General features: G+C 63.3%; 20 protein-coding genes. 6 read left to right on the forward strand and 14 right to left on the reverse strand.

Annotated features, from left to right (window positions below; genetic code table 11):
* Positions 1–271: 271 nt before the first annotated feature.
* Positions 272–1759 (reverse strand): hypothetical protein, encoded by a 1488-nt coding sequence (locus BVU17_10020; GenBank protein AUG47834.1) that lies wholly within the window; start codon positions 1757–1759, stop codon positions 272–274.
* A gap of 210 nt (positions 1760–1969) precedes the next feature.
* Between BVU17_10020 and BVU17_10025 the strand changes: the two genes are divergently transcribed.
* On the forward strand, positions 1970–2155 hold the full coding sequence (locus BVU17_10025; GenBank protein AUG47835.1) for a hypothetical protein: 186 nt from the start codon (positions 1970–1972) through the stop codon (positions 2153–2155).
* Here the strand turns inward: BVU17_10025 and BVU17_10030 are convergent.
* Together BVU17_10030 and BVU17_10035 are read right to left on the reverse strand one after the other, a co-directional pair.
* Positions 2152–3246 carry a hypothetical protein gene (locus BVU17_10030; GenBank protein ID AUG47836.1) on the reverse strand — a complete coding sequence of 365 codons (1095 nt, stop codon included), beginning with the start codon at positions 3244–3246 and terminating at the stop codon, positions 2152–2154. The two genes, BVU17_10025 and BVU17_10030, sit on opposite strands and share 4 nt — an antisense overlap.
* Positions 3247–3386: 140 nt before the next feature.
* Positions 3387–3872: a flagella E gene (locus BVU17_10035; GenBank protein ID AUG47837.1), complete on the reverse strand. Its 486-nt coding sequence runs from the start codon at positions 3870–3872 to the stop codon at positions 3387–3389.
* Positions 3873–4045: 173 nt separating this feature from the next.
* Here BVU17_10035 and BVU17_10040 point away from each other — a divergent pair, with 173 nt between their 5' ends.
* The gene (locus tag BVU17_10040; protein AUG48891.1) at positions 4046–4948 is read left to right on the forward strand and encodes a chromosome partitioning protein ParA; all 903 of its coding nucleotides are present in this window, start codon (positions 4046–4048) and stop codon (positions 4946–4948) included.
* Entirely contained in the window at positions 4945–5925 is a 981-nt protein-coding gene (locus BVU17_10045; GenBank protein AUG47838.1) for a chemotaxis protein CheW, read from the forward strand. The genes BVU17_10040 and BVU17_10045 overlap by 4 nt, the downstream gene beginning before the upstream one ends.
* A gap of 153 nt (positions 5926–6078) precedes the next feature.
* On the opposite strand, the gene BVU17_10050 is transcribed toward BVU17_10045, so the two are convergent.
* Both BVU17_10050 and BVU17_10055 read right to left on the reverse strand, forming a co-directional pair.
* Positions 6079–6396 carry a DNA-directed RNA polymerase subunit M gene (locus tag BVU17_10050; protein ID AUG47839.1) on the reverse strand — a complete coding sequence of 106 codons (318 nt, stop codon included), beginning with the start codon at positions 6394–6396 and terminating at the stop codon, positions 6079–6081.
* Positions 6397–6531: 135 nt separating this feature from the next.
* On the reverse strand, positions 6532–7677 hold the full coding sequence (locus tag BVU17_10055) for an NADH dehydrogenase (GenBank protein AUG47840.1): 1146 nt from the start codon (positions 7675–7677) through the stop codon (positions 6532–6534).
* Between the two features lie 109 nt (positions 7678–7786).
* Between BVU17_10055 and BVU17_10060 the strand changes: the two genes are divergently transcribed.
* Positions 7787–9007, forward strand: a complete 1221-nt coding sequence (locus BVU17_10060; GenBank protein AUG47841.1) for a histidine kinase — start codon at positions 7787–7789, stop codon at positions 9005–9007.
* Between the two features lies 1 nt (position 9008).
* Here BVU17_10060 and BVU17_10065 read toward each other — a convergent pair whose 3' ends face one another.
* The 3 genes from BVU17_10065 to BVU17_10075 form a co-directional block, all read right to left on the reverse strand.
* Entirely contained in the window at positions 9009–9983 is a 975-nt protein-coding gene (locus tag BVU17_10065) for a diphosphomevalonate decarboxylase (GenBank protein ID AUG47842.1), read from the reverse strand.
* A 69-nt stretch (positions 9984–10052) separates the two neighbouring features.
* Positions 10053–10589 (reverse strand): ATP:cob(I)alamin adenosyltransferase, encoded by a 537-nt coding sequence (locus BVU17_10070; protein ID AUG47843.1) that lies wholly within the window; start codon positions 10587–10589, stop codon positions 10053–10055.
* Positions 10590–10689: 100 nt separating this feature from the next.
* Positions 10690–11358, reverse strand: coding sequence for a peptide-methionine (S)-S-oxide reductase (locus BVU17_10075; protein AUG47844.1), 669 nt, complete (start codon positions 11356–11358; stop codon positions 10690–10692).
* A 330-nt stretch (positions 11359–11688) separates the two neighbouring features.
* Here BVU17_10075 and BVU17_10080 point away from each other — a divergent pair, with 330 nt between their 5' ends.
* Both BVU17_10080 and BVU17_10085 read left to right on the forward strand, forming a co-directional pair.
* On the forward strand, positions 11689–11892 hold the full coding sequence (locus BVU17_10080) for a hypothetical protein (protein ID AUG47845.1): 204 nt from the start codon (positions 11689–11691) through the stop codon (positions 11890–11892).
* A 38-nt stretch (positions 11893–11930) separates the two neighbouring features.
* Positions 11931–12299, forward strand: a complete 369-nt coding sequence (locus BVU17_10085; GenBank protein AUG47846.1) for a hypothetical protein — start codon at positions 11931–11933, stop codon at positions 12297–12299.
* On the opposite strand, the gene BVU17_10090 is transcribed toward BVU17_10085, so the two are convergent.
* From BVU17_10090 to BVU17_10115, 6 genes are all read right to left on the reverse strand, one after another.
* Positions 12296–16183 (reverse strand): transcriptional regulator, encoded by a 3888-nt coding sequence (locus tag BVU17_10090; protein AUG47847.1) that lies wholly within the window; start codon positions 16181–16183, stop codon positions 12296–12298. The genes BVU17_10085 and BVU17_10090 overlap by 4 nt on opposite strands.
* Before the next feature lie 76 nt (positions 16184–16259).
* On the reverse strand, positions 16260–17681 hold the full coding sequence (locus tag BVU17_10095) for a glycine dehydrogenase (aminomethyl-transferring) (protein AUG47848.1): 1422 nt from the start codon (positions 17679–17681) through the stop codon (positions 16260–16262).
* Positions 17682–17763: 82 nt separating this feature from the next.
* On the reverse strand, positions 17764–19107 hold the full coding sequence (locus tag BVU17_10100) for a glycine dehydrogenase (aminomethyl-transferring) (GenBank protein AUG47849.1): 1344 nt from the start codon (positions 19105–19107) through the stop codon (positions 17764–17766).
* Between the two features lie 105 nt (positions 19108–19212).
* Positions 19213–19596 carry a glycine cleavage system protein H gene (locus BVU17_10105; protein ID AUG47850.1) on the reverse strand — a complete coding sequence of 128 codons (384 nt, stop codon included), beginning with the start codon at positions 19594–19596 and terminating at the stop codon, positions 19213–19215.
* Entirely contained in the window at positions 19593–20684 is a 1092-nt protein-coding gene (locus BVU17_10110) for a glycine cleavage system protein T (GenBank protein ID AUG47851.1), read from the reverse strand. The genes BVU17_10105 and BVU17_10110 overlap by 4 nt, the downstream gene beginning before the upstream one ends.
* A gap of 143 nt (positions 20685–20827) precedes the next feature.
* Entirely contained in the window at positions 20828–22624 is a 1797-nt protein-coding gene (locus BVU17_10115; protein ID AUG47852.1) for a peptidylprolyl isomerase, read from the reverse strand.
* Between the last annotated feature and the right edge of the window lie 23 nt (positions 22625–22647).

Below are 22647 nucleotides of genomic sequence, written 5' to 3' on the forward strand. Positions count from 1 at the left end.
CGGTGAGCTTTGTCGTCTGATCGTTGTATGACATCCGCGTGCCACAGTTGGTGCAATCCATTATAATTGTATATATTCTACTATGGGATATAAATTTTCTCCTGCACATGGTCGGCCCGGGCGGGAGACGGCCTGACACGGCTGAATTGTGCTATCTCCTCACATGGATCGGATCAGAAGCTCCCGTCTGTGTCGACAGCGCCACCGCGACACAGTTCTCCAGAGCGAACAGACAATCGACGGGTAGCTGAGAGCGCGTGGCTGGCTGGGACTACGACCCGCCGTGTCCCGTCGGGTCGATTTTCGGGTCGGTGCTACCGTCCTCGATATCCGAGCGGTCGGTCGTGTCAGTCGGCGACAGCGAGCGCTCGTCAGCGGTCGTTATGTCCGGGTCCGGCGTCGTCTCAGTCCCGACGAAGCGGTCGTCCACGTCGACGGGGTCGCCATCGAGTCTGGCTTTCGCCCTCGAAAGCCGCTGTTCCACGGCATCGAGTTCCGCTTCCAGGTGGTCGATGGCGTCCGGATAACAGTCTCTGGCGTCTGCGAGGGCAGTTTCGAACGCCGCTTTTGCCGTCTTGTACTCCGCTAACGCGGCGTCGGGCTGGCTGGCGTCGGCGTACCAGTCCCCTGCCTCCATCGCGTCCGTCGCAACCGCCCGTCGCGCGGTGACGAGGTGCTCCGCGACGGTCCCCAGTCGGTCCCGGACCCGCTCAGGGTCGCCAGCGAACCGGCGTTCATCCGCCCCCCAGTCGAGCTCGAGGACGTTTCGGTAGGCTTCGAGCGCCTCGGCCCAGTGTTTGGCGGCAACAGCGGGGTCCTGCGCCGCGACAGCCTCGTTGTCGGCTGCAGCCGCAGTGCGCAGCGGCGACTGTTCGAGGTCATCGATGACCGTTTCGAGTCGGTCACGCTCGGCACGGATGTCGGCAAGTTCTGGAACGCCCTCGGTCGGAAGTGAGAGAATCTCGTCATACTCCGCTCGCGCCACCTCGTAGGCGTCGTACGCCGCCTCGAATTCGCGCCCTCGCCAGCGCTGCTCACCGGTGTCGACTGCCCGTCGAGCGCGGCTGCGACGGACCTCCGCGAGTGTCGCAGTGTGGCGTTCTCGCACCGTGGTAACGCGGTCTTCGAGCGCGTTCGCATCGTCGGACGGCCCGAACTCCGTGGCCGTTTCACCGGCCACGTCAAGGCGGTCCCCGGCTTCCAGCACCGTCGCCAGTGCCTGCTCGTAGTCCCCTTGATCGCGCTGTTCTGTTGCTCTCACGAGCATCCGCTTGACCTCGTCCAAGATATTCTCGACGCGAACCCACGCCTGTGACGCATGGGAAAGATACGCGGTCAGGTCGACGATTCCCTGTTTGCCACAGTGAACCCGCCACTCCGTCCCACCACACCGCCGGAGCGTGATCTGACCGTGGCCCAGCGAGTGGTCTCCCGCGACCTGATCGATATCGACGTGTGGGACGGCGAACCGCCTGTCGCCGTCGTCGTTTCCCACTAGCACGATGAGTCGCCTGTCCGTCACGACGCCGATCATGCGGTAGTTGCTGCCCGGCTGCACCGTCTCGCCAGACTTCGACGTACCGAGTTCGACGCCGTGTTTGCGGCTGGTGAGAGCGAACCGTGGGGTCTCGTCGTCGTCGACGGCTGCCAGTGCTGGCTCGTCGTGGAGATAGCCGGTCGAGAAGAGCCCGCCCGGACCGGTGCGGGTGAGGATATCAGGTGGATCCTCCAAATTATTTAATTTGATAATTTTTCCCATTACCGGAGCAAAATACACCTGAAGACTTGAGTTTGACTTATGAATTCTGATACTGGTGTAGTAAATTACTGCAGTCTTCACCTGAATTGCGCTGTCGCGTTCCCGTCAGGCCGCGGCCGTCGATATCCCGCGTATCTCGCCACGCCGTCCGTCAGCCGGCAGACGGCTGTCTGACTTGACTTTAGGTGTCATGCTCGCATAGCCGAGCATATGCCACGTACTCGTCTCAGCGGGAGTCCGTCTCAGAAGCGACGGGGTGGTGACCTCGCAACTGACGCGACCGGCCTCGGAATCGACACTGACGTATTCGAACTGCTCTCGACTGGTCGCGGTCACAAAATGGCACAGTCCGAGCCCAGAATCGCACAGTGGCTGGACTGCTGGCGGAATCCCTAGTTGGTCTCGACGAGACGCGCCGCGATCCGCTGTGCGCCGATAGTCGGTGCGATGTCCGGTTCGTCGGCGGCGATGACTTCGATATCGCGGTTCAGTTCCGCGCTGAGTCGCTCCTCGAACTCGTCGACGATACCGGGAATGCAGGCCATGCCGCCGGTGATGGCGATCGGCCGGTCCAGTGCTAGCTGGTACACTTTCATGTAGTCGTTTGCCAGCTCCGGCAGGAACGTGTTCGCCAGTTCGTCGACGGCGTCGTCGAGGTACTCGTTGACCGCGTCCATCACAGAGCGCTCGATGGTGAACTCGTGTGAGCCGCCGCCGGGCTGCTGGATGATGTCCGTGAACGGCTCGAAATCGACGAAGTCGGCGTGCTCCTCCTTGTATTCGCGAGCAGTCTGGTTGTCTATGTTGACACGGCCCTGCGTCTCTTCTTCGACGTAGTTGGCGATCATCCGGTCGACCTCGTTCCCGGTCACTGCGCCCGTCGTGAACGGCGAAAGTTGTTCGCCGCGGCGGTACGCAGAGGCTTCGAGGTTCGTCGACCCCATGTTGACAGCGACGAAGATCTCGTCGATGGCTTCGAGGTCGTCGCCGAAGGCCGGGATGGAGCCACACAGTGACTCTGGATAGCTCTCGACGAGTTCCAGCCCGATCGAGGAGTTCTCGATGACGTTCTGGAGGTTCTCCAGCCCAGTCGGATTGTCGATGGTCGGAATAGCGTACACGACGCCGCTGTTTGCCGGGATGTCGTGTTCCTCGATGATCGCCTCGAAGAACGTCTTGGTCATCTCGGCCCGGTCGGCGTCCTCGGGCAGTCCCGACCGGAGCATGTACTCGACGCGATCCGGATACTCGCGGGCCGCTTCCTCGCCGTAGAGGATTTTCTCCTCACCGGTCAGGGCGTCCTCGTACGTCGCCATGCAGGTCAGTGTCTTGATGATCCGGTTCTCCGTGCCGTGTTCGCCCGGCAGGGCAATGACGGTCCGGGTACTCCCGAGCTTGACCCCGACCGGAACGGCGGCAGCGCCGCTTGACGACACACCGGCGTCTGATTCGGACCCGGTGTCGTCGTCCGCATCCTCGTCACTCATATACGGTCGTCCTTGTCGACCGCCCGATATATATCCTCTCCCTAGTATTCAGGACTGATAGCTGCCCCCTCGGGTGACTGATACTGCAGCATCCTCGATATCAGGAATGTGACGGAAAGAACTGCTGCTGAAAACGAGCGTTATGTCATCGCTGTGAGCTTCGCGATGTAGACGAGGCTCAGCATGTGGTCGTCGACGCTCAGCTCGTTGTCGTCGTTGGTCGCCGACTCGTCGATGCCGAGCAGATAGTCCGAGAGGTCGTCCTGTACGTCCTCGGTGATCCAGTCGATAGAGCGGTAGTAATCGAGCGCTTCGTCGGCCCCCTGATACCCGGAGTGCATCAGCAGGAACTCCAGCCACTCGAAGACCACGAACTCTGCGGCGTAGGTCTCGGGCAGCGCTTCGAGATAGGGTTTCTCCTGTGCGTCACCACCGAGGAACGGCAGGAGTTCACGGTAGAGCCCGGAACGGAACGAACTCCCCGCAAGCACCTCTTCGTCGGAGTCGTCGAGCCCCATGTCGAGATCTGTCGGGTCCGGAACGTCCTCGTCGCCCATCCCGTTGCCCCGCTGACGAGCCATCTTCCGTAACTCGTCGAGGTCGTAATCACGCGGGTTGATGGTCATGATACTGACCCTTCAATCTACACAATCATAAATCTTGCACACCGTCAGACGGCCGTCATGCACACGCTCGCGGGCATTTCGGTCTCGTCCGCGTTCCGTCCCCCAGTTGCGAGGTTGATAATCGGGACCACATTTTTATAGTGGCTCGGAGTCGACCTGTGGATACTTGGATGATGAACCGGCAATCAGAAACCGGTCCAGCCCGCTTCTGTGTGACCAACGCGAAAGGCGGGACCGGAAAGACGACAGTTGCTATCAACGTAGCCGGTGCACTGAACGACCGCGGCCGGGACGTCCTCTTTATCGACCTCGACCCACAGGGCAACGCCACGGAAGGCGTCGGTCTCGTCGAGGCGTACGACGCCGACCCGCCGACGCTGTTCGACGCACTGACTGGTGACCCATCGGCGCTGGGTGACCTCATCTGCGAGGGTGAGGAGATGGACGTGATCCCCTCCAGCATCGATATGCTCCAGGCCGAGCACGAACTGACCATCGCCGACCTCATCGCCCGGGTCAACACCCAAGGCGGGGATATCGACCAGGCCGCGCTGGCCTCGTTCGCGATCAACATCACGCCAGAGATGGTCACGGGGTCACACGCGCTCGACACGCTCGACCGGGCGCTGTCGACGCTCGACGCCGAGTACGACTACGTTATCATCGATTGCCCGCCGTTCTACGGGAAGCTGACCGACACCGGAATGTACGCCGCACAGAACGTCCTCATTCCCGCGCTGACTGAAGCGACCTCCGAGCGAGCCATCGAACTGCTGATGGACCAGATGGCCGCGATGGAGCGCCAGACCGACGCGTCGATCAACACGCTCGGCGTCGTCGCCAACCGGGTCGAAACGACATCCGAGGACGAGACGATGCTCGAATGGTTCAACATGGCATTCCCGGACAGTCCCGTCTGGGAGGTCCGCAAGCGGGTCGCGCTCCAGCGCGCGTTCAGCGCCGGCCAATCGATTTTCGCGACAGAGGAATCGTGTGATATGGCGGCTGTCTTCGAGGACATCGCCGCAGAACTCGACAAGCAGTTCGGCTTTACCGACACAGAGGTACCAGCATGAGTGACGACGAACGTATGGACAGAGCGGAGCGCATCCGACAGATGCGCGAGGGGAACAAAGCAGAGACTACCGACGACACCGAGGAGACGGACGATGACTCCACGGATGGGTCCAGTGACCACTCCGACGACAGCGGAAACGAGGAGACGCCGGTCAGGGCCGGTGACGCGGAACCGTCGGCCGCCCAGAGCGACGACGCGCCTGAGGAAGCGGCGGCCGATGGACAGACTCCTGACGACAACGGCAGCGACACGAACGCCGACGGCGCAACCACTGCCCAGACCGATACTGACGCGATGGCCGCCGCACAGCGAGCGGCCGAGGCCTCCGCACAGATGACCAGTGAGAACGTCGACGCCGGTGTTGCCGACCAGCCGACAGACGACCTTTCGGCCTCGGCCAGCCCGATGCAGGGGCCGACCGGCGTCGAGTTGCCGGACCAGGAACTCATCGAGGAGGCGATGGCGTCGGACAACACCGCCACGACCGAAGGTGGCGCTCGCGCCGCGGCTATCGATGACGACGCGACCCAGACAGAAGAGCTGGTCCGGGTACTCGAGTTCGCGCTCGGTGACGAGTACTACTGTCTCGACATCGACTACGTCGAGGAGATCGTCAAGCGCGAAACGGTCACTCGCGTCCCAAATACCGAGGACTACGTCGAGGGCGTCGTCGACCTCCGGGGCCAGATTACGACGATTCTCAACCCCAAGGTGATGATGGACATCGACAGCGACGGGACCGAGAATCTCATCGTCGTCTTCGACGCAGGCGTGTTCGAGGAACAGGGTGCGATGGGCTGGATCGTCGACGAGGTCCGGCAGGTCGTCCCCGTCGCCGAGTCCGAAGTGAACACCGCCCCGGTCGACGGCGAGTACATCAACGGCGTCGTCGACCGTGACGACGAGGACGAGTTCGTCATCTGGATCGAACCCGACGACGTTCTCGGGAACGCAACCGCGGACGGCGAGGACTGACGCTACTGTTTTCAGCTTGATTGCATCCCCTCATGACGGAATAGCTGCCGGACCGCAGAGAGTCCGCCCAGCACAGCGGCTCCGCTTCTCATGTCGGAGACCTTGAATCGGCTACTCACTGACCGACAAGAACGGGGTTCGCGAGACGCGCCATCAGGACTCGCGCCACTTGTGGCCGCACTCGACACAGGTGAATAGCCGAACCTCGTAGGAGCCGCCCGGCTTCGGCAGCATCTCGTAGTAGGCCTGGTCGCTGTCGCAGTCGTCCGCCGGACAGGGCTCCTGCATCGTCTCGGTAGCGTCCTGCGTCGCGTCGGCCACGGCGGGTGCCCCGTCGTCCCGCTGTGCATCCTGGGTCGCCATCGCCGCTTCTGCCTGCGAGTCCCGGGGTTCCTCGTTTTCACAGGAGCGACACACCCAGGTGTCGCCCTCCGTGTGCATTACCGAGCCACACTCGTCACAGAATTGCATATAACGTCGGGATACACGGGTGTCGGATATATGTGTTAACTTCCGCTCCCCCGTGGGTTTCAGGTACCCGCTCATGCTGACGGCCGTGAAAATCTCGCGTCTTTGAGAGGGGTATCCGGGCCGTTTTCCCGCCCCTTACTCACTGTCCGGCTTCTCGCCGTGGAGGCCCAGTTCTTCGCTGACGAGATCGACCGCGTTCTGGACGGCACCCACCGTCCCGAGATAGCCTGCGCCCACGGTCGTCTTGAGCGCCAGCGCGGCCCCGCCGGTGAGGACAGAGGGGCCGACCTTCGCCACGGCGTCGTCGCCGACCGAGACGAGCCAGCCCGGCACGTTGAACTGGTACTGGGTCAGCCGGGGCTGGAACTCGCCGTGGCCACCCTGTGACCGTTCGACGAGTGTTCCGATGTTGTCAGCGGCGACGCGGGCCTCGCGGATGGCCGCCGCCGCGCTCGCCGGCACGGCCTCGCCGTCGCTGTCGACGACCCGGGCCGCGTCGCCGACCGCGAAGGTGGACTCGCCGAGTCGGAGGTCCGCCCGGACGACGGGCCGGTCGGAATCGAGCGCCGGTGACCCCTCGATACCGCCGGTCCAGACGAACTGGTCCATCGGCAGGTCCGAGCCGTCCGCGAGCGAAATGGCGTCGGCGTCGGCTCCAGCCACGCCGGTCCCGGTCATGACTGTCACGCCGGCGTCGACCAGCGCGTCGTGGACCGCCGACTGAAACGACGGGGGGAACGACGGTGCCACGGCGTCTTCCTGTTCGAGCAAGCGGATCTCGATATCACTGTCCTCGCGCATCTCGGCCAGTTCGCCGGCCACCTGCACGCCCGACAGGCCAGCGCCGCCGACGACCACGCGGTCGCCGTCACTGAGGGTGTGGAACCGCTCGCGGATCGCGCGCGCGTCATCGAGGCGCTTCAGCGGCGTCGCGTGCTCGCGCACACCCGGGAGGTCATAGAACGCCGTCTGCGCGCCGAGACACACCGCCCCCACGTCGTAGGACAGCGTCTCCGACTCGTCCAGCGTCGCAACGCCGGCATCAGGGTCGACATCGGTGACCGTCGCCTGTCGGATTTCACAGTCCAGAACGGCGTCGAGGTCGACGGTAATTTCCTCGGCTAGCGACGGCCGCCGGACGACCCGGTGGAGTTCGTGCTGAACGAGATGCTCGGACTGTTCGTCGACGACGACCAGCGAGACGCTATCGGGGAGTATCTGTTGGAGCTTTCTGGCGAGCGTGAGCCCGGCGTACCCGGCTCCGAGAACGGCGACACGCATACCGTTCGATTGGAGCTAGACGCTGAAAGGCCTGCCTCCATGGGACAGACAGGCGAGCGATCATCATACCATTTATATTCATGCACTCTTCTGATTAGGCTAGCCTAAAATGGACGACGGTGCCGAGTTACTTGTCGGCGAACTGTTTGCGTCCCTTGCTGAGGAGGGGCGGACAGAGACACGTGAAGCGTTGTTGGAAGTGTACCAAGACAGCGCGGTCCGGGAGCGGGAAGCGCTTTCGCGGACGTTACTGTCTGAACTACTGGCGCTGTTAGACGCCCGACTCGACCGCGATGCGGAAGTCGAGATACTGGCGAACTCGGTCGGCTCGCTGGTAGAACGGTTTTCGGCTATCGTGCAGTCAATCCCTGCCGCGGTGGTCGTAATCGACGCGGACAGGTCGATTCAGTTCTGGAGCGACGGTGCCGAGCGACTGTTCGGCTGGAACGAGAGTCGGGTGACCGGCCGTTCGTACGCCGAGACGCTTGCGGAGTCGCCAGCGACACTCGACGACCTGCTATCCTCTCTCGTCTCCGGAGAGTCGCTCACCGGCGTTGAATCCTCCCACCGGCACGCCAACGGGTCGACGCTCGACGTGCAGTTGTGGGGAGCGCCGCTCGCCGGCGAGAGTACAGACGGTGCGTCGTTGTTTGTCACCGACATCTCGGAGCAGAAACAACGCGAGCAGCGGCTCATGGTCCTCAACCGCCTGTTTCGGCATAACATCCGTAACGACGTGACTGTCATCCGCGGGCATCTGGACCTGCTCAGCGACGAACGCCAGAGTGAACATATCGATATCATCGCGGACCGTATCGAAGATATCCGTAGTCTGAGCGAGGCCGCACAGCAGATTGAGCAACTGCAACACAGCGACGAGACGGAACGGCGAACCTTCGACCCGAGCGCACTGCTCTGTGACCGGATCGGCCGTCTGCGGACCGAGCAAGCGACCCTTGCCCTTCGGCAAGACGTGCGCGTCACGGGCCGCGTTGTCGGTCACGAACTGCTCCCGTATGCGCTCGACAACGTCCTCGACAACGCAGTGGAACACAACGACGCTGAGACGCCCCGTATCGATGTGACTGCCGAGCCAGCGAGCGGAAGCGACCGCGTCATCTTCCGGATAGCTGACAACGGTCCGGGGCTTCCGGATACGGAGCAGTCGGTCCTCACAACTGGAACAGAGACACCGCTCGCGCACAGCACGGGCACGGGGCTGTGGCTCACGCAGTGGATCGTCCGGGAGTCTGATGGGTCGATCTCGGTTTCGGAGAGCCGGTTCGGCGGGACCGAAGTCGAGATCCGCCTCCGGCGGCCAGTCGACTGACTCAGAACAGCGCCTCGTCCTCGTCGAGAATCTGTGCGGGGCCGCCGACCTCCCAGACGCGGGTGTCGACGCCACAGTCGGCGACCGCCTCTTCGACGCGGCCGACATACTCATCAGTCGTATTGATGTAGACGCTCGCGCCGGTGTCGACGGAGAAGTACACCGGCACGTCCTCGGCATTCCGGAGTTCCCGGACGGCGTTGAATATCTCGATGGTGCGGGGCTGCCAGTACACCCAGCCGGCCGGTCCGGTCATCGTCGCGGCGGCCAGCGAGAGCGAGTCCTTCTCGGCGAGGTCGAAGACGGCGTCGAAATCGCCGTCGTACAGCGCGTCGCGCATGTCCGAGATCTGGCCGTGGATGTGGGCCATCCGCGACTCGAACATGTGGCTCTCGGCAGCCTCCTTGTGGGCTTCCTCGGTTTCCTTGTAGGAGGGGACCATCCCGGCGACGATCCGCAGGTCGTCTTCCAGGTCCGTCTCGATGCGCTCGCTCCGGCAGTCTTTGTCGTTCATCCCGGTCCGGAGGTGCGAGAACGCGCCGGTCACGGCACGCGCGGCCGACGAGGACCCGCGGCGCGCGACCGTCGAAATCTCAGGCCGCGTCATCTCGAGGCCTGCCGCCTCGACGAGAGCCATCGCCGCGGCGGCAAAGCCCGACGAGGAGGAGCCAAACCCGATGTTCGTCGGGAAGTTGTTCGCCGACTCGAAGCGGACACCGTGGTCGATGCCAGCGAGGTCGCGGACGTGGTCCACGACGGCGTCGATACGTTCGGCTCCGCGGCCATTGACCTCCTCGCCGTCGATGACGTACACGTCTTCCTCACGGTCCGGGTCGAAGGCGGCCGTCGTCTTCGAGTGGCTCGGTGCGGTACAGACGGAGATGCTGTCGTGGTACGGCAGTCGCAGTTCCTCGTCGCGCATCCCGTGGTACTTGACCAGCCCCTGAATCGGATGTGCCTTCGCGGTCGCTTTCATATCTCACCCTTCCGGGCCGGTCACTTTGCTATTGCGAACCGCCGGCGCCGGCGTGGTCGGCAAACGGCGTCAGTACTCGGGGTTTTCCTCGCGGATGCCCTCGCGCTTGTTGACGAGGCGGGCGAGCGTGAACAGGGCGTCCGAGAGCCGGTTCAGGTAGATGATAGCCGTCTCGTTGACGCCGGCCTCCTCGGCGGCAAAGGAGACGCAACGGCGCTCGGCACGGCGACAGACCGCGCGGGCGTGGTGAAGCTTCGCCCCCGGCTCCGACCCGGAGGGGAGGATGAACGATTCGAGCGGGTCCAGCTCCGAATCGGCCTCGTCGATGAGATCTTCGAGCGTCTCGACGTGGGACTCCTGTATCCGTGGGTCGTCCTCCTCTGGGCTGGGGTTGGCGAAGTCGGCCTGAACGATGTGGAGGTGGTTCTGGATGACCCGGAGCTTTTCATCGATATCGTCGTGGCCGGTCGGCCTGACGACACCGACCAGCGCGTTCACCTCGTCGACAGTGCCGTACGCCTCGATACGGCGGCTGTCCTTCGATACCCGCTCCATGTTCCGGAGATCTGTCTGGCCCTGATCGCCGCGACCGGTGTAGATAGTCATAGCTGAATCTGGCACTGCCAGCGTCTTATAGCCGTGGGCGAATCATTGGGGAGCGCGGGCGCCCGAGCCACGTGCCGACTCTGGGCTCTCAGCCCCGCGCTTAGAGCCGGCGGCGGACCTCAGAGAGCGCAGCCGGAGAGATATCCAGCTGGGCAAACAGCGCCTCACGTTCGTCGTCGTCCCCGTGGCCGGCGACGAAGCCGTTGAGCCGGGCGGCGACCGTCGAATCGACGAACGCATCGCCGTAGATCTCTTCGAGTTCGTCGGCGACCACTGGCGTCGAGCGGAGTTCGTACTTCTGGTGGTACCCCTCCGCCAGATAGAACCGGTCGAGGGTTTCGATTGCCGTCTCGACGGACTTCCCGGTCTGCGATTCCAGTTCCTCACGCGTCCGCGCTGCGGTTTCGCGCTGCCGGTCGTCGTGGGCTAACACCACACCGCGATACTGGCGCTTCAGGGGCGCGGAGAACGGCGCATGGTTCGCCCAGAACACGTTCAGCAGGGCCTCGTAGCTCACCGTTTCCGGGTCGTACTCGACCTGCACGACCTCTGTGTGGTCGCCCAGCGAGTAGTAGCTGGGCTCCGGCTCGGTTCCACCGGCGTAGCCCACTCGCGTCCTGACCACCCCCGGCATCGCGCCGAAGCGGGCGTCTGGGCCCCAGAAACAGCCCATACCGAACGTCGCTGATGCTGTCGCCGCCGGCCCCGGTGCCTCGGCATCGACAGCCAGTGCTGTGGGATGGGTTGGCTCGTACGCACTCGGAGTCATACTTGAAGACAGGGCTTCGAGCCGTTTGCCTGCTTCGACGCCCCGTGTGGAACCGGGAAATTCAACTGTACCCCCATGGAAACAACTCAGTATGAGCCTCGAACTCGAACACTACTGTCCTGAATGCGAAGAGTACCGCGATTTCTGGAAGGTCGCGAGCACGACGATGCATCTGGGGACCAAGGTCAAGTGGCACTGCCCGGAGTGTGACTACGGGTTCGTCCGCATCGACGGCGAAGTCGACACCGGACAGGCGGCATAGCTCTCCGGAGCGGTATAGAGACCTCTTAGCAGCCGTTTTACACTGTCACCGAGAAGCATCTGTTACCGATGAGCCTCAACCCGGACGGTGCAGGGAGCGCAGCCACCGAGCGACCGCAGGCCCCGCACGAACTGTCGATGACCGTGGTTGAGTACACCAGTGAACCGGACCGGTGCACCGTGTCACCGCGGGGGCTCTCCGGCGTCGCCAAGCTGTCGACGTGGATGACCGTGGATAAGTCGGTCGTCGTCGGTCTCGATGCGATGCGGTGACCGAGAGTTTTTACCGGGGAACCACGGACCTAGAACCGATGAGCATCGAGGTTCTACTGGTAGACGAAGACGTAGACGTTCTGGAAATTGTCGGGACGTTTCTGGGACAGGAAGACGGGTTCGAGATAACGACGGAGGCCGATCCGGAAGCGGCACTGGACCTGGCAACTGACGGTGATTTCGACGCCGTCGTCAGTGACTACAAGATGCCCCGGCTCGACGGAATCGAGTTGTGCGCCGCGCTCCGCGAAAACGGTGTTGACATTCCGTTCCTGCTGTTCACGGCGCGCGAACACGACGATGTCGCAGATGCCGCCACCGAAAACGGCGTCACTGCCGTGGTCCAGAAAGGAACGGGCACGGAGCAGTACGGCGTGCTCGCCGACCGGATTCGAAACACCATCTAGCGGTCTATCTTTGGCAGTTCCAGCGTGACGACCGCCCCACCGTCCGGACCGCTACCAAAGTTCACTGTGCCGCCGTAGGTTTCGGCTACCCAGACGACCAGCCACAGGCCGAGTCCAGTTCCGTGGCGCAGTTGCGTAATCGGCTCATCACCGGTCACGACATCGAGTTCGTGCTGTGGAATTCCCGGACCGTCGTCGGCGACCGTGATCGAGACGGTTCGCTGGTCTGTCGTCACCTCGATGCGGACCGACGGGTCGTCGCCGGAGTGTTCGAGGCTGTTTTCGATGAGTTCGCCCAGGATTCGATGTAACCGTCCATCGCCCGCTGTCACCGACGTATCCGGAAGGTCTGTTTCGATTCTGCCGGCGTGCGTGTCGCGATATGATGAGACGATATCCGTGACAGCCGCGGACACGTCGACCGGGTCCGTGCCGAACTGGTCGCGGCGAACGGACCGCTCCATGTCTCGTGCCCGCTCGCTCAGTGATGCCATCTCTTCGGCCTTTCGCTGGAGTCTGTCGAGAATGGCGGCGCGCTCGGCGTCGTCGATTCGGTCTTCCAGTGCATCAGCCATGCCAAGGACGACAGTCAGGTCGTTCCGGAGGTTGTGCCGGAGGACGCGGTTGAGCAGTTTCAACCGACGCTCGCGCTCCCGCTGGTCGGTGATATCAGTGTAGATTCCGAATCCACGGACGCTGTCGCCGTCCCGGCTGTACGGCACGCCCCGGAAGAGGAAGTCACGGAACCCCGTCTCGGTCATCAGTCGGAGTTCGGTCTGGAAGGGGTCGCCGTTCGGCTGCTTGCCGTCGAACCGAGGTAGTTCATCGCGACTGGTGTCCGGTGGGCGGAGGAGGTCGGACAGAGGACTGTCGACGGCTGTCTCCTGACCATACCCGAACACGTCGGAAAAGGCAGGGTTGACTGACCTGACGACCGGGTCGCCTGCAACTGTCTCCGTCTCGATGACGGCGTCTGGAAGCATGTTAAACAGGTACGAGAACCGGTCGCGTTCGTCTTCCAGCTCCGCCCGCGCCTGTTTGAGTTCGGTCAGGTCACGGACGACGCCGACGGTGCCACGGAACTGCTCCGCATCGAGCAGCGACACGTCGATTTCGACCGGCCGCCGCTCCCCGGCGGCCGTCTCAAGGGTCGTTTCGAGTTGGATACCGCCGGTCCCGTCCCGCTGACGGAGGTCGGCGATGCGGCGGGCGAACTCGTCGACAGCGTCCTGTTCGAGGACCACGCTCGGATGCTGGCCGAGAAGCGTCGCCCGCTCGTAGCCGAGCCACTCCGCGAGCGGTTCAGTGACCAACTGGACCCGGCCTTCGTCGTCGAGGACGTACATCATGTCGCGGACGTTCTCGACGACCGACTCGTACCGCAACAGGCTCCGCTCGCGCTCGACGCGGTCGAACGCGGCGGCCGCGTTGGAGGCAAGGATTTCTGCCACGGAGATGTCCGAGTCGGTCAGCTCCATCCCGTCTTGTGCGCCGATGCTCACGGCCCCGTGATCACCCATCGGGAGGTACATCGTTGCCGACAGGGCGTCGGAGTCGTAGTTGTCCACCCGGTCGAACTCGTCGATGACCAGCGGGTCGCCGCGCTGGAACGCGTCGCCGGGGAACCCCTCGTCGGCATCGTACACCGGCCGTTCCGGGACCTTATCGCTGGCGGCGGCGGGTCTGAGGGTGTCCGTTGCCTCGTCGTACAGCCGTACGAGCGCGTGGTCGAACCCGAGGTCCAACTGGATCGCTTCGATGACTGTTTCGGCGACCTCCTGCGGCGTCTGTGCCTGCATGAGCGACCGGGTCGTATCAAGCAGTCCGGACAGTGCCTCGTCACGCCGTTTCTGCTCCGTGATGTCCCGGATGACGCCCGCGGTCCCGGCGAACCGTCCGTCGTCGTCGTACAGCAGCGTCATGTGGTCCTGCGCGGGAAACGACCCACCCGACGCCTGCTGAATCGCCAGTTCGAACGTCTCCTCGTCGTCGCGGTCCTCGAATATCATCTCCTGAACGATGGATTCGGCCCGCTCGACGACGCCATCGTTCTTGATGAAACCGGTGTACGAGCCAAGCAGTTCAGACTCGGAGTAGCCCGTGAGGTCGGTCATCGCCTGATTGACGAACTGGAAGTACCCCTCGGAGTCGAGGGCGTACACGCCGTCGTCGACCGCCTCGATGATGTTCTCGTACCGTTCGAGTTCGTCCTCGCGGTGGCGGCGTTGGAGTTCGTGGTTCACCCACTCGACGAGCAGTTTCATGAACGCCTCCTCGCTGTCGGAGAATGACTCCGACCGGGCCTGTTCGTCGCCGAAGCAGAGCGTTCCGTAGGGCTCACCGTCGACTGTGATGAGCCCACCGGCGTAGCACGCGACGCCGCTGTTTCGATACACGTCACCCACGTGCCCATCCTCGGTGGTGGCATCGGTAATTGCGTAGAGGTCACCGGATTCGAGCACTCGCTGGCAGTACGTGTCTTCAAGCGGCGTCTGTGTCCCGGATTCGAGGGGGGTGTCCCCGGTGACCAGCTGGATTTCGTGGACCCCGTCTTCGATACGGCTCAGGTAGCCAAACGCCATGTCGAGCCGGTCCAGCCCGATTTCGATAACTCGGCCGACAGTTTCGGCCTTGTCGAGTCCGTTCCCGGTTGCAAGCTGTGTCAGCTCCTGCAGCGAGTCGTTGTTGGCACGCAGCGTCTGTTCGCGCTCCTTACGCTCCGTGATATCCGTGGCGATGGCGACAAGGCGTGGGGCCTGTGCGTCGCGGTCCTCGATAACGCCGCTCGTCCGGAGCCATCGCGTCTCTCCGTCGACATCGGTACGGAACTCGGCGTCGACCCGCTCGTCGCTCTCGGACACCCGCTCGAACGCCGCTTCGAGCGACTGCCGGTCATCGGGATGGACGCGCTCATAGAACGCGGAGACGGTGCCTTCGAAGGCCGCTGGCGTCGTTCCGAAGAGTTCCGCGGTCGCTTCGTCCCAGACCATCTCGCCGGTGCCCAGATTCCACTCGTAGACGCCGGTATCCGTTCCGTCCAGCGCCAGGTCGAGGCGGCGGTTCGTCTCTTCGAGCGCCCGCTCGCGCTCTTTCCGGTCAGAGATATCCCTGAGAACGCCCGTACAGAACCACTGCCCGTTTCGCTCGAAATCACCGAACGACACCGCAACGGTCAGCTGTTCTCCGGCAGCGGTTACGAGCGGCAGTTCGAGGTAGTCCCAGTCGACGTTCCGGTCGCCGGTCCGGCGGTAGCGGTCCACGCCGTCGAAGTGGGAGCTTCGCAGATGTTCGGGAATCACTTTCGCGAAATCGTCACCGACCAGCGTCTCGCGGTCATAGCCAGTTAGCTCAGCGGCCTCGTCGTTGGCGTACACGACTTCGCTGTCGGCATCGATTGTGACGACGGCGTCGGAGATACTGCCGGCGATGGCGTCAAAGGAGTCCGCGAGTTCCGGTGGGAGCCGGGTCGGCCCGTCATCGAGAGCAGCCGATGAGCGACTCTCGTTGCCGCGGCCCGCTGGTTCGCGCCCCTGCGTCACGATGTCGTACACTCGGTCCGTCAGCGACACGTCGCTGCGAGGGACGTACTCGGTCACATCGAGTCGTGTCGCGCGAGCGGCGACCGAGCCGTCCGGTTCGGCCGTGCAGAGCACGACCGGGAGCGCGTCGTACTGCTCACGTATCGCTGCCAGTGCCTCCAGCCCAGTTTCCCCTCCCGACAGGTGCTGTTCACAGACGACGGCGTCGTAGGCGTGCTCGGCCAGCTCCGACAGTGCGTCCGCCACGCCGGTGACTGACGTGACTGAAGCCGGCGTGCCGGGCATGGCCGTGTCCGCGTCATCGCCAGCAGAGCCTACGTACAACAAATGCGGCATATCGGACATAGCGTTCCGTTGTAAATGCTATACAACGGGGTGGCATATACGCTCGGGCGAGAGTATCAAATGTCGAAACGAGCGGCTACGTGTCGTCAAGCGCTTGCCAGGAGAGCCGCGGGGTCCGGGCCGCAGTCGCCTGGTCGATGCGTTTCGCCGTCGGACGCGACGGTGCGTCGGCCAGTTCGGCGTCCGAGTCACCGGCCACAGCGTTGAACGCGGCCGCGAGCTGGTCCAGCGAGCGCTTGGTTTCGCTCTCCGTGGGCTCGGTCATCAGCGCCTCGTCGACGATTTCGGGCCACTTCGTCGTCGGCGGGTGGACGCCGTAATCGAGCATCCGCTTGGCCGCGTCTGCAGCGTCTTGCTCGCCCGCGCTGGCGACGAACTCGTGGTGGAACGGGCCAAACGGAACGTCGTACTCGATCTGCTCGGCGAGATAGTTCGCGTTCAACACGGCCTTCGCGCTGGCGTCGCGGAGCCCTTCGTCGCCCAGTCTGGCGATGTACGCGAAGGTCTTGAGCAGCACCGGCCAGTTGCCGTAGAAGCCATGCACCTTCCCGACGGAGTTCGACGGCTCGTAGTGTTCGTAGTTCCCGCCGCGCTCTCTGACGTGTGGGTTCGGGAGGAACTGGGCCAGTCCCTCGCGGACGCCGACCGGACCAGCACCGGGGCCACCGCCGCCGTGGGGCGTCGCGAACGTCTTGTGGACGTTGTAGTGCATCACGTCAAAGCCCATGTCGCCGGGGCGAGCGCGCCCCAGCAGCGCGTTGAGGTTCGCGCCGTCGTAGTACAGCAGGCCACCGGCGTCGTGGACGATGTCGGCGATGCGCTCGATGTCGCGCTCGAACAGCCCCAGCGTGTTGGGATTCGTGAGCATCAGCGCGGCGGTATCGTCGCCGACAGCCGCCTCCAGTGCCTCGATGTCGACGCGACCGTCGTCGCCGCTCGGGAGCTCGACGACCTCGTACCCGGCCATCGCCGCTGTCGCGAAGTTCGTGCCGTGTGCCGAGTCCGGGATGACGACCTCCGGGCGCTCGTCGTCGTTGTGTTCGTGGTACGCCTTTGCGATCTGTATTCCGGTGAACTCGCCGGCCGCGCCGGCGGGTGGCTGCAGCGTCACGGCGTCCATGCCACCGATGCGGCCGAGATAGTCCTGCAGGCGATGACACAGTGCCAGCGTCCCCTGGACCGTCGAATCGGGTCGGTCCGGGTGGATGGCAGCATCGGCTCGTCCAGCGACATCCTCTGTAAAGGAGGGGTTGTACTTCATCGTACACGAACCGAGTGGGAACGGCCCGCTCTCGACGCCGTAGTTCATCTGCGAGAGGCGCGTGTAGTGCCGGGCCAGTTCGGGCTCGGCTGGGTCCGGCAGTGAGAGACTGTCTCGCGTCAGGTCATCGGGTAGCGGCGAGTCCTCGACCGCGACCGTCTTGTTCGCTTTCTCCGAGAGCAGCGGCTCGTACAGGTCCTCGCTGTCGTCAGTCCAGCGCGCTTGATCGTATTTCACGCGAGACACCCCCGTGTCGAGCGTGACGCTCGTGGGGCGTGGCTTGTCCCACGGTGGGTCGCCGAACGCAGTGCGGCGAGTGTCATTTCGCCACCTCTCGGAACGCCGCGACGAACTCGTCTGTGGCGTCGGCAGTGGTCTCGGTCGTACACACCTGTACCAGATGGTCATCGACCGCGTGGACCGCGAAGCCCTCTGCTGCGAGATCGGCAACGATGGCGCTTGCGGGCTGGTCCGTACGTGCGAGGAACTCCCGGAAGTGATGGCGGCCGTGAATCGGCGCTTTCACGCCGACGATGTCGTCGAGGCGGTCGGCCAGGTCACGAGCGCGGGTCACACAGTCCTCGGCGAGGTCGACCAGCCCGTCCGGGCCGAGCCACGCGGCGTGCATCGCGGTTCGGAGCGCGACCCACGCCTGGTTCGTACAGATGTTGGAGGTGGCTCGCTCCTTGCGGATGTGCTGCTCTCGTGTCTGGAGTGTCAGCGTGTACGCGCGGCGGTCAGCGGCGTCTTCGCTGGCCCCGACCAGCCGACCGGGGACCTGCCGCAGGTACTCCTCGCGGGTGACAAACATCCCCAGTCCAAAGCCGTAGGCGGTCCCGGTCCCCAGCGACGCGGCGTCGCCGACGACCACGTCTGCCCCGACATCGACCGGGCGCTCAAGCAGGGACAGCGCGAGCGGGTCCGAGCCGAGGCAAAACAGCGCCTCGTGGTCGTGAGCCAGGTCGCCAATTGCGCCGAGGCGTTCCTCGATAACGCCGCGGACCGTCGGCGACTCGGCGTACACCATCGCGGTGTCGTCGCCGAGTTGGTCAGACAGCGCCGGTACGTCGACGGCCCCGTCGGTCATCGGGTAGGACTCGATCGTGAGAGCCGGTCCATCGGCGTAATTCGACAGCACGGCTCGTTTGCTCTCCCGAAGGTGTTCAGGGACCAGAATCCGGTCGCCAGACACCGAGCGGACGCGCTGGGAGAGCGTCGCCGCCTCACCCAGCGCCGTCGCATCGTCGTACATAGAGCAGTTAGCAACGCCCAGCCCCGTGAGTTCCACCAGTATCGACTGGAACTCGAAGAGGGCCTGCAGGAACCCCTGTGCGACCTCGGGCTGATACTGCGTGTAGGAGGTCAAAAACTCAGACCGGCTTGCGAGGTCGTCGACGACGCTCGGGACGTAATGATCGTAGTGGCCGCGGCCAAGGAACTCGGTAAGGTCGGCGTTGCGGCTCAGGAGGCCGGCGACTTCTCGGCGGGTCGCCCGCTCGCTCCGGGCATTGATGCCGAACTCGCCGTCGAAAGCAACGGACTCGGGAACGTCGAACAGCGATTCGAGGTCGTCGGCCCCGACCGCGTCGAGCATCGCCGCGGTCTCTGCAGCCGTTTGCGGTGCGTACGGACTGCCTGTCGCGTGTGAATCACTATCGCTCATTGGAGAACCACCCAGTAGCGCCGGGGTGACATGATATCGACAGCTAGCGACCGTGTCCACATTAGGTTACTCCTTTCACCCCTGCAGGGGACCACTGCCACCGGGTTACTCGATCTGGTCGCGGTACGCGTCGGGTGAGAGCAAGTCGTCGACTTCGCTCTCGTCGGCCACTTCGACCTTGAGCATCCAGCCGTCACCGAACGGGTCCTCGTTCAGCAGTTCCGGCTCGTCGCGGAGTCGGTCGTTAACTGCTGTGACGGTGCCGGAGACGGGGGCGTACACGTCGGACACGGCCTTGATCGACTCCACGACGCCGAAGTCCTCGGCGGCGGTCAACTCCGCCCCTTCCTCGGGCAGCTCGACGAACACCACGTCGCCGAGCTCGTCCTGTGCGAACGCCGTGATGCCGACCTCTGCGGTATCGCCGGCGACGCGTACCCATTCGTGTGACTCCAGATATCGCAGGTCGTCGGGAACGTCGAAGCTCATCTATCGAGGAATGGCGTGCTCCTGGTACGTGCTTTCTTCGGTTCACCACGGACGACAACGCGGATAGATGTACCCGGTTCGGCGTACGCCGCCGGGACGTAGGCGAGGGCAATCGGCGCTCCCAGTGTCGGACTCATCGTTCCGCTGGTGATGTGGCCGATTGGCTCTCCGTCAGGCGTCGTCACGTCGTACCCGTGGCGCGGGACACCACGGTCGATGAGTTCGATGCCGATGAGCTTCTCTTCGGGACCGTCAGCGGCGACGCCCTCCAGTGCGTCCCGACCGACGAACTCCGTATCCAGTTTGACAGTCCAACCGATACCGGCCTCGTAGGGCGTCCTGGGCTCGTCGACTGGATGGAACTCCTGCCCTGAGAGCAGAAAGCCCATTTCCAAGCGGAGGGTGTCGCGCGCGCCGAGCCCACAGGGCTGGCACTCAAGCGCGCCCCAGACCGCTTCGGCATCGTCTGGCGGACAGAGGATTTCGAAGCCCGGTTCGCCCGTGTATCCCGTCCGGGCAATCAGAGAGTCAACGCCAGCGACAGGCCCGTCAGTCACCTCGAACCGCGACAGGCCAGCGAGCGAAACCTCTGTCTCGGCCGACAGCAGGTCCGGCGCGTCAGGCCCCTGAACGGCGATCATCGCGTACTCCTCGGTCCGGTTCGTCACTGTCGCGTCAAGCCCCCGTTCGTCCCGCTCGGAGAGCCACCGCTCGGTCATCTCCCCGTCGTGACCGGCGTTCGGGATGAACAGGAACTCATCGGCCGCGCCTTCCGGCAGCCGGTAGACGACGGTGTCGTCCAGCATGATCCCATCCTCGTCTGTGATGGCTCCGTACTGGGCCTCACCCGGGTCCAGCACGGTCACGTCGTTGGTGGTCAGCCGCTGTGTCAGTGTTGCCGCGTCCGGCCCGGCCACGGTTATCTGTCCCATGTGCGAAACGTCGAACTTCCCAACCTCGCTCCGAACTGCCTCGTGTTCCGTGCGAATCGACTCGAACTCGACCGGCATCTCCCACCCGCCGAAATCGGTGAACGAAGCGTCGGCTCGCTGGTGAACCGCAGAAAGCGGTGGTGCCCGCAGTGTCATACGCGAACCTCTCGAACCGCGTGGTCTTACCGTTTGGCCCTCCGCCGCCTTCGACCCACTGATAAATCACATACGACGATATCAAATCGGCAATCGTGGCAGACGCACGGCGAATTGAGAGAGAAAATAAGCAGTCGTCTTCGTTACTCGTTTCGCGCCTGCGGGAACACGAGTTCAACTCGGGTTCCGTCGCCGTGATCTTCGTCCATCGTCACGGACCCACCGAGTCGTCGGACAAGCCACATGACTGCCCATAGTCCGAGCCCACGGCTGTGTGCCACTGGCCCCTCAGTCTCCGAAGTCAGAACGTCGCGTTCCATATCGGGGATTGCGGAGCCATCGGTGTCGACCTCAACTGTCACCTGTCCCGACGGTGTCTCCTCAGCGGTAAGCTCAATTGTCGGGTCGGTCAGGTCGCTGTATTCCAGCACGTTCTCGACGAGAATCTCCAGTATCAGGTCGATAGCCATCCTGTCGCCTGATACCTCCGCGTCAGTCGGCGCTACCTTAATAGTCACCTCGGAATATTGTTCTGTGAGGTCGCTCTGGACAGCAGTGAGCGCCTGCTGGAGGTGAAATGTCCCACTCCGGAGGTCGCGCTCAATAGCCCGGTCGAACGTCCGTGCGCGCTCAGCCAGCGAGTCAAGCTCTTCGGAGGCGTTTTCGATTCTGTCGATGTGTCCGCTAGCAGCGTCAACAGTGAAACCAGGCGAATCGAGTTCTTCCTTGAGAAGTCTCGAATTACCCCGTATCACGGTCAGCTTGTTCCGGATGTTGTGCCGGAGAACCCGGCTCATGACCATGAGCCGCTGCTCTCGCTCTTTGTCTTGTGTGATGTCGCGAACGATGCCTCGCAGTTTCGGCGTCCCGTTCCGGACCGTTTTTTCGGCCCGAAGTCGGAACCAGCGCTCGGTTTCGGACGCGGTCTGGCGGCGTGCCTCTAGTTCCATCGGTTCGCCGGTCTCACAACAGGCCTCGATGGCGTCGCGAACGGCCGCTCTATCGTCGGGATGGTACTGCTCGATAGCCTCCTCAAGCGTCGGATTGTACTCTGACGTTCCGTAGAGGCGCTTCATTCCAGTCGTTCCCTCTATCGTACCCGTCTCCAGATCGAGTTCCCACCCGCCAATGTCGGCCAACGTTTCGGTCCCGACAAGCCACTCCAGTTGTTCTTCGCGCTGTTTCAATCCCGTGGCGTCGTCCAGACCAACGACGACGCGTTCGACAGTCCCATCCTCGCCCAGTATCGGCGCGGCATTGCTCGAAAGCCACCGCTCGTTCCCGTTGTCGAGTTCTATCCAGTGCTCGAACCCAAACACCGGTTCACCCGATTCGAGCACCCGCGTAACCGGGTGTTCCGAATCGGGGATTTCCGTCCCGTCTTCGTAGTAAATATTCCACTCCGGTTGGGTGTATCGTCTCTGAGTGATCTTCTCGCGTTCGAGACCGAGCAGTTCCTCGGCGCGCTCGTTAGCTAGCGAAATTTTGCCAGACCGTTCTACGACGACGATGCCGACCGGACTGACCTCGAACACCCGTTCGATGAGGGCCTGCTTTTTTTGCCGCTGTTTACGCTGTGTGATATCCTCCGCCAGCCATAGCACGCGCTCCATGTTATCACCGCCGACCGGCGTGACACGAGCCTCGAAGTATCGCTCTCCGTGATCGAGCGATAACTGGTACTCGATATCCTGCTGTTCACCACTTTGTAAAGCATCCTCTATAATCGCGTAGAACTGGTCTGCCTGTGCTGTAGAGAAAATATCCCAGAGATCTGCTCCAAGTAGTGTCTCTGGATCTTTGAAAAATAATGCCCCGTTGTGGGCGTTGTGGATAACATCGACAAAGGCGCCGTCGGCGTCTAGAACAATAGCCGGATCAGAAATAATCTCACAGAGCCCGTTTAGTACGTCTTGGTCGTGAAGGCGTTCTTCACTCATATGTCAATGTCCACGCATTGTTG

It is taken from the genome of Haloarcula taiwanensis (assembly GCA_002844335.1).
GTDB lineage: Archaea > Halobacteriota > Halobacteria > Halobacteriales > Haloarculaceae > Haloarcula > Haloarcula taiwanensis.

Bases quoted from the DNA above. Each gene is read 5' to 3' on its own strand.
- BVU17_10025 (AUG47835.1), top strand. From the start codon at position 1,970: ATGCCACGTACTCGTCTCAGCGGGAGTCCGTCTCAGAAGCGACGGGGT.
- BVU17_10040 (AUG48891.1), top strand. From the start codon at position 4,046: ATGAACCGGCAATCAGAAACCGGTCCAGCCCGCTTCTGTGTGACCAAC.
- BVU17_10070 (AUG47843.1), bottom strand. From the start codon at position 10,589: ATGACTATCTACACCGGTCGCGGCGATCAGGGCCAGACAGATCTCCGG.
- BVU17_10105 (AUG47850.1), bottom strand. From the start codon at position 19,596: ATGAGCTTCGACGTTCCCGACGACCTGCGATATCTGGAGTCACACGAA.
- BVU17_10030 (AUG47836.1), bottom strand. From the start codon at position 3,246: ATGAGTGACGAGGATGCGGACGACGACACCGGGTCCGAATCAGACGCC.
- BVU17_10035 (AUG47837.1), bottom strand. From the start codon at position 3,872: ATGACCATCAACCCGCGTGATTACGACCTCGACGAGTTACGGAAGATG.
- BVU17_10115 (AUG47852.1), bottom strand. From the start codon at position 22,624: ATGAGTGAAGAACGCCTTCACGACCAAGACGTACTAAACGGGCTCTGT.
- BVU17_10065 (AUG47842.1), bottom strand. From the start codon at position 9,983: ATGAAAGCGACCGCGAAGGCACATCCGATTCAGGGGCTGGTCAAGTAC.
- BVU17_10080 (AUG47845.1), top strand. From the start codon at position 11,689: ATGAGCCTCAACCCGGACGGTGCAGGGAGCGCAGCCACCGAGCGACCG.
- BVU17_10060 (AUG47841.1), top strand. From the start codon at position 7,787: ATGGACGACGGTGCCGAGTTACTTGTCGGCGAACTGTTTGCGTCCCTT.
- BVU17_10085 (AUG47846.1), top strand. From the start codon at position 11,931: ATGAGCATCGAGGTTCTACTGGTAGACGAAGACGTAGACGTTCTGGAA.
- BVU17_10050 (AUG47839.1), bottom strand. From the start codon at position 6,396: ATGCAATTCTGTGACGAGTGTGGCTCGGTAATGCACACGGAGGGCGAC.
- BVU17_10020 (AUG47834.1), bottom strand. From the start codon at position 1,759: ATGGGAAAAATTATCAAATTAAATAATTTGGAGGATCCACCTGATATC.
- BVU17_10110 (AUG47851.1), bottom strand. From the start codon at position 20,684: ATGACACTGCGGGCACCACCGCTTTCTGCGGTTCACCAGCGAGCCGAC.
- BVU17_10045 (AUG47838.1), top strand. From the start codon at position 4,945: ATGAGTGACGACGAACGTATGGACAGAGCGGAGCGCATCCGACAGATG.
- BVU17_10055 (AUG47840.1), bottom strand. From the start codon at position 7,677: ATGCGTGTCGCCGTTCTCGGAGCCGGGTACGCCGGGCTCACGCTCGCC.
- BVU17_10100 (AUG47849.1), bottom strand. From the start codon at position 19,107: ATGAGCGATAGTGATTCACACGCGACAGGCAGTCCGTACGCACCGCAA.
- BVU17_10075 (AUG47844.1), bottom strand. From the start codon at position 11,358: ATGACTCCGAGTGCGTACGAGCCAACCCATCCCACAGCACTGGCTGTC.
- BVU17_10090 (AUG47847.1), bottom strand. From the start codon at position 16,183: ATGTCCGATATGCCGCATTTGTTGTACGTAGGCTCTGCTGGCGATGAC.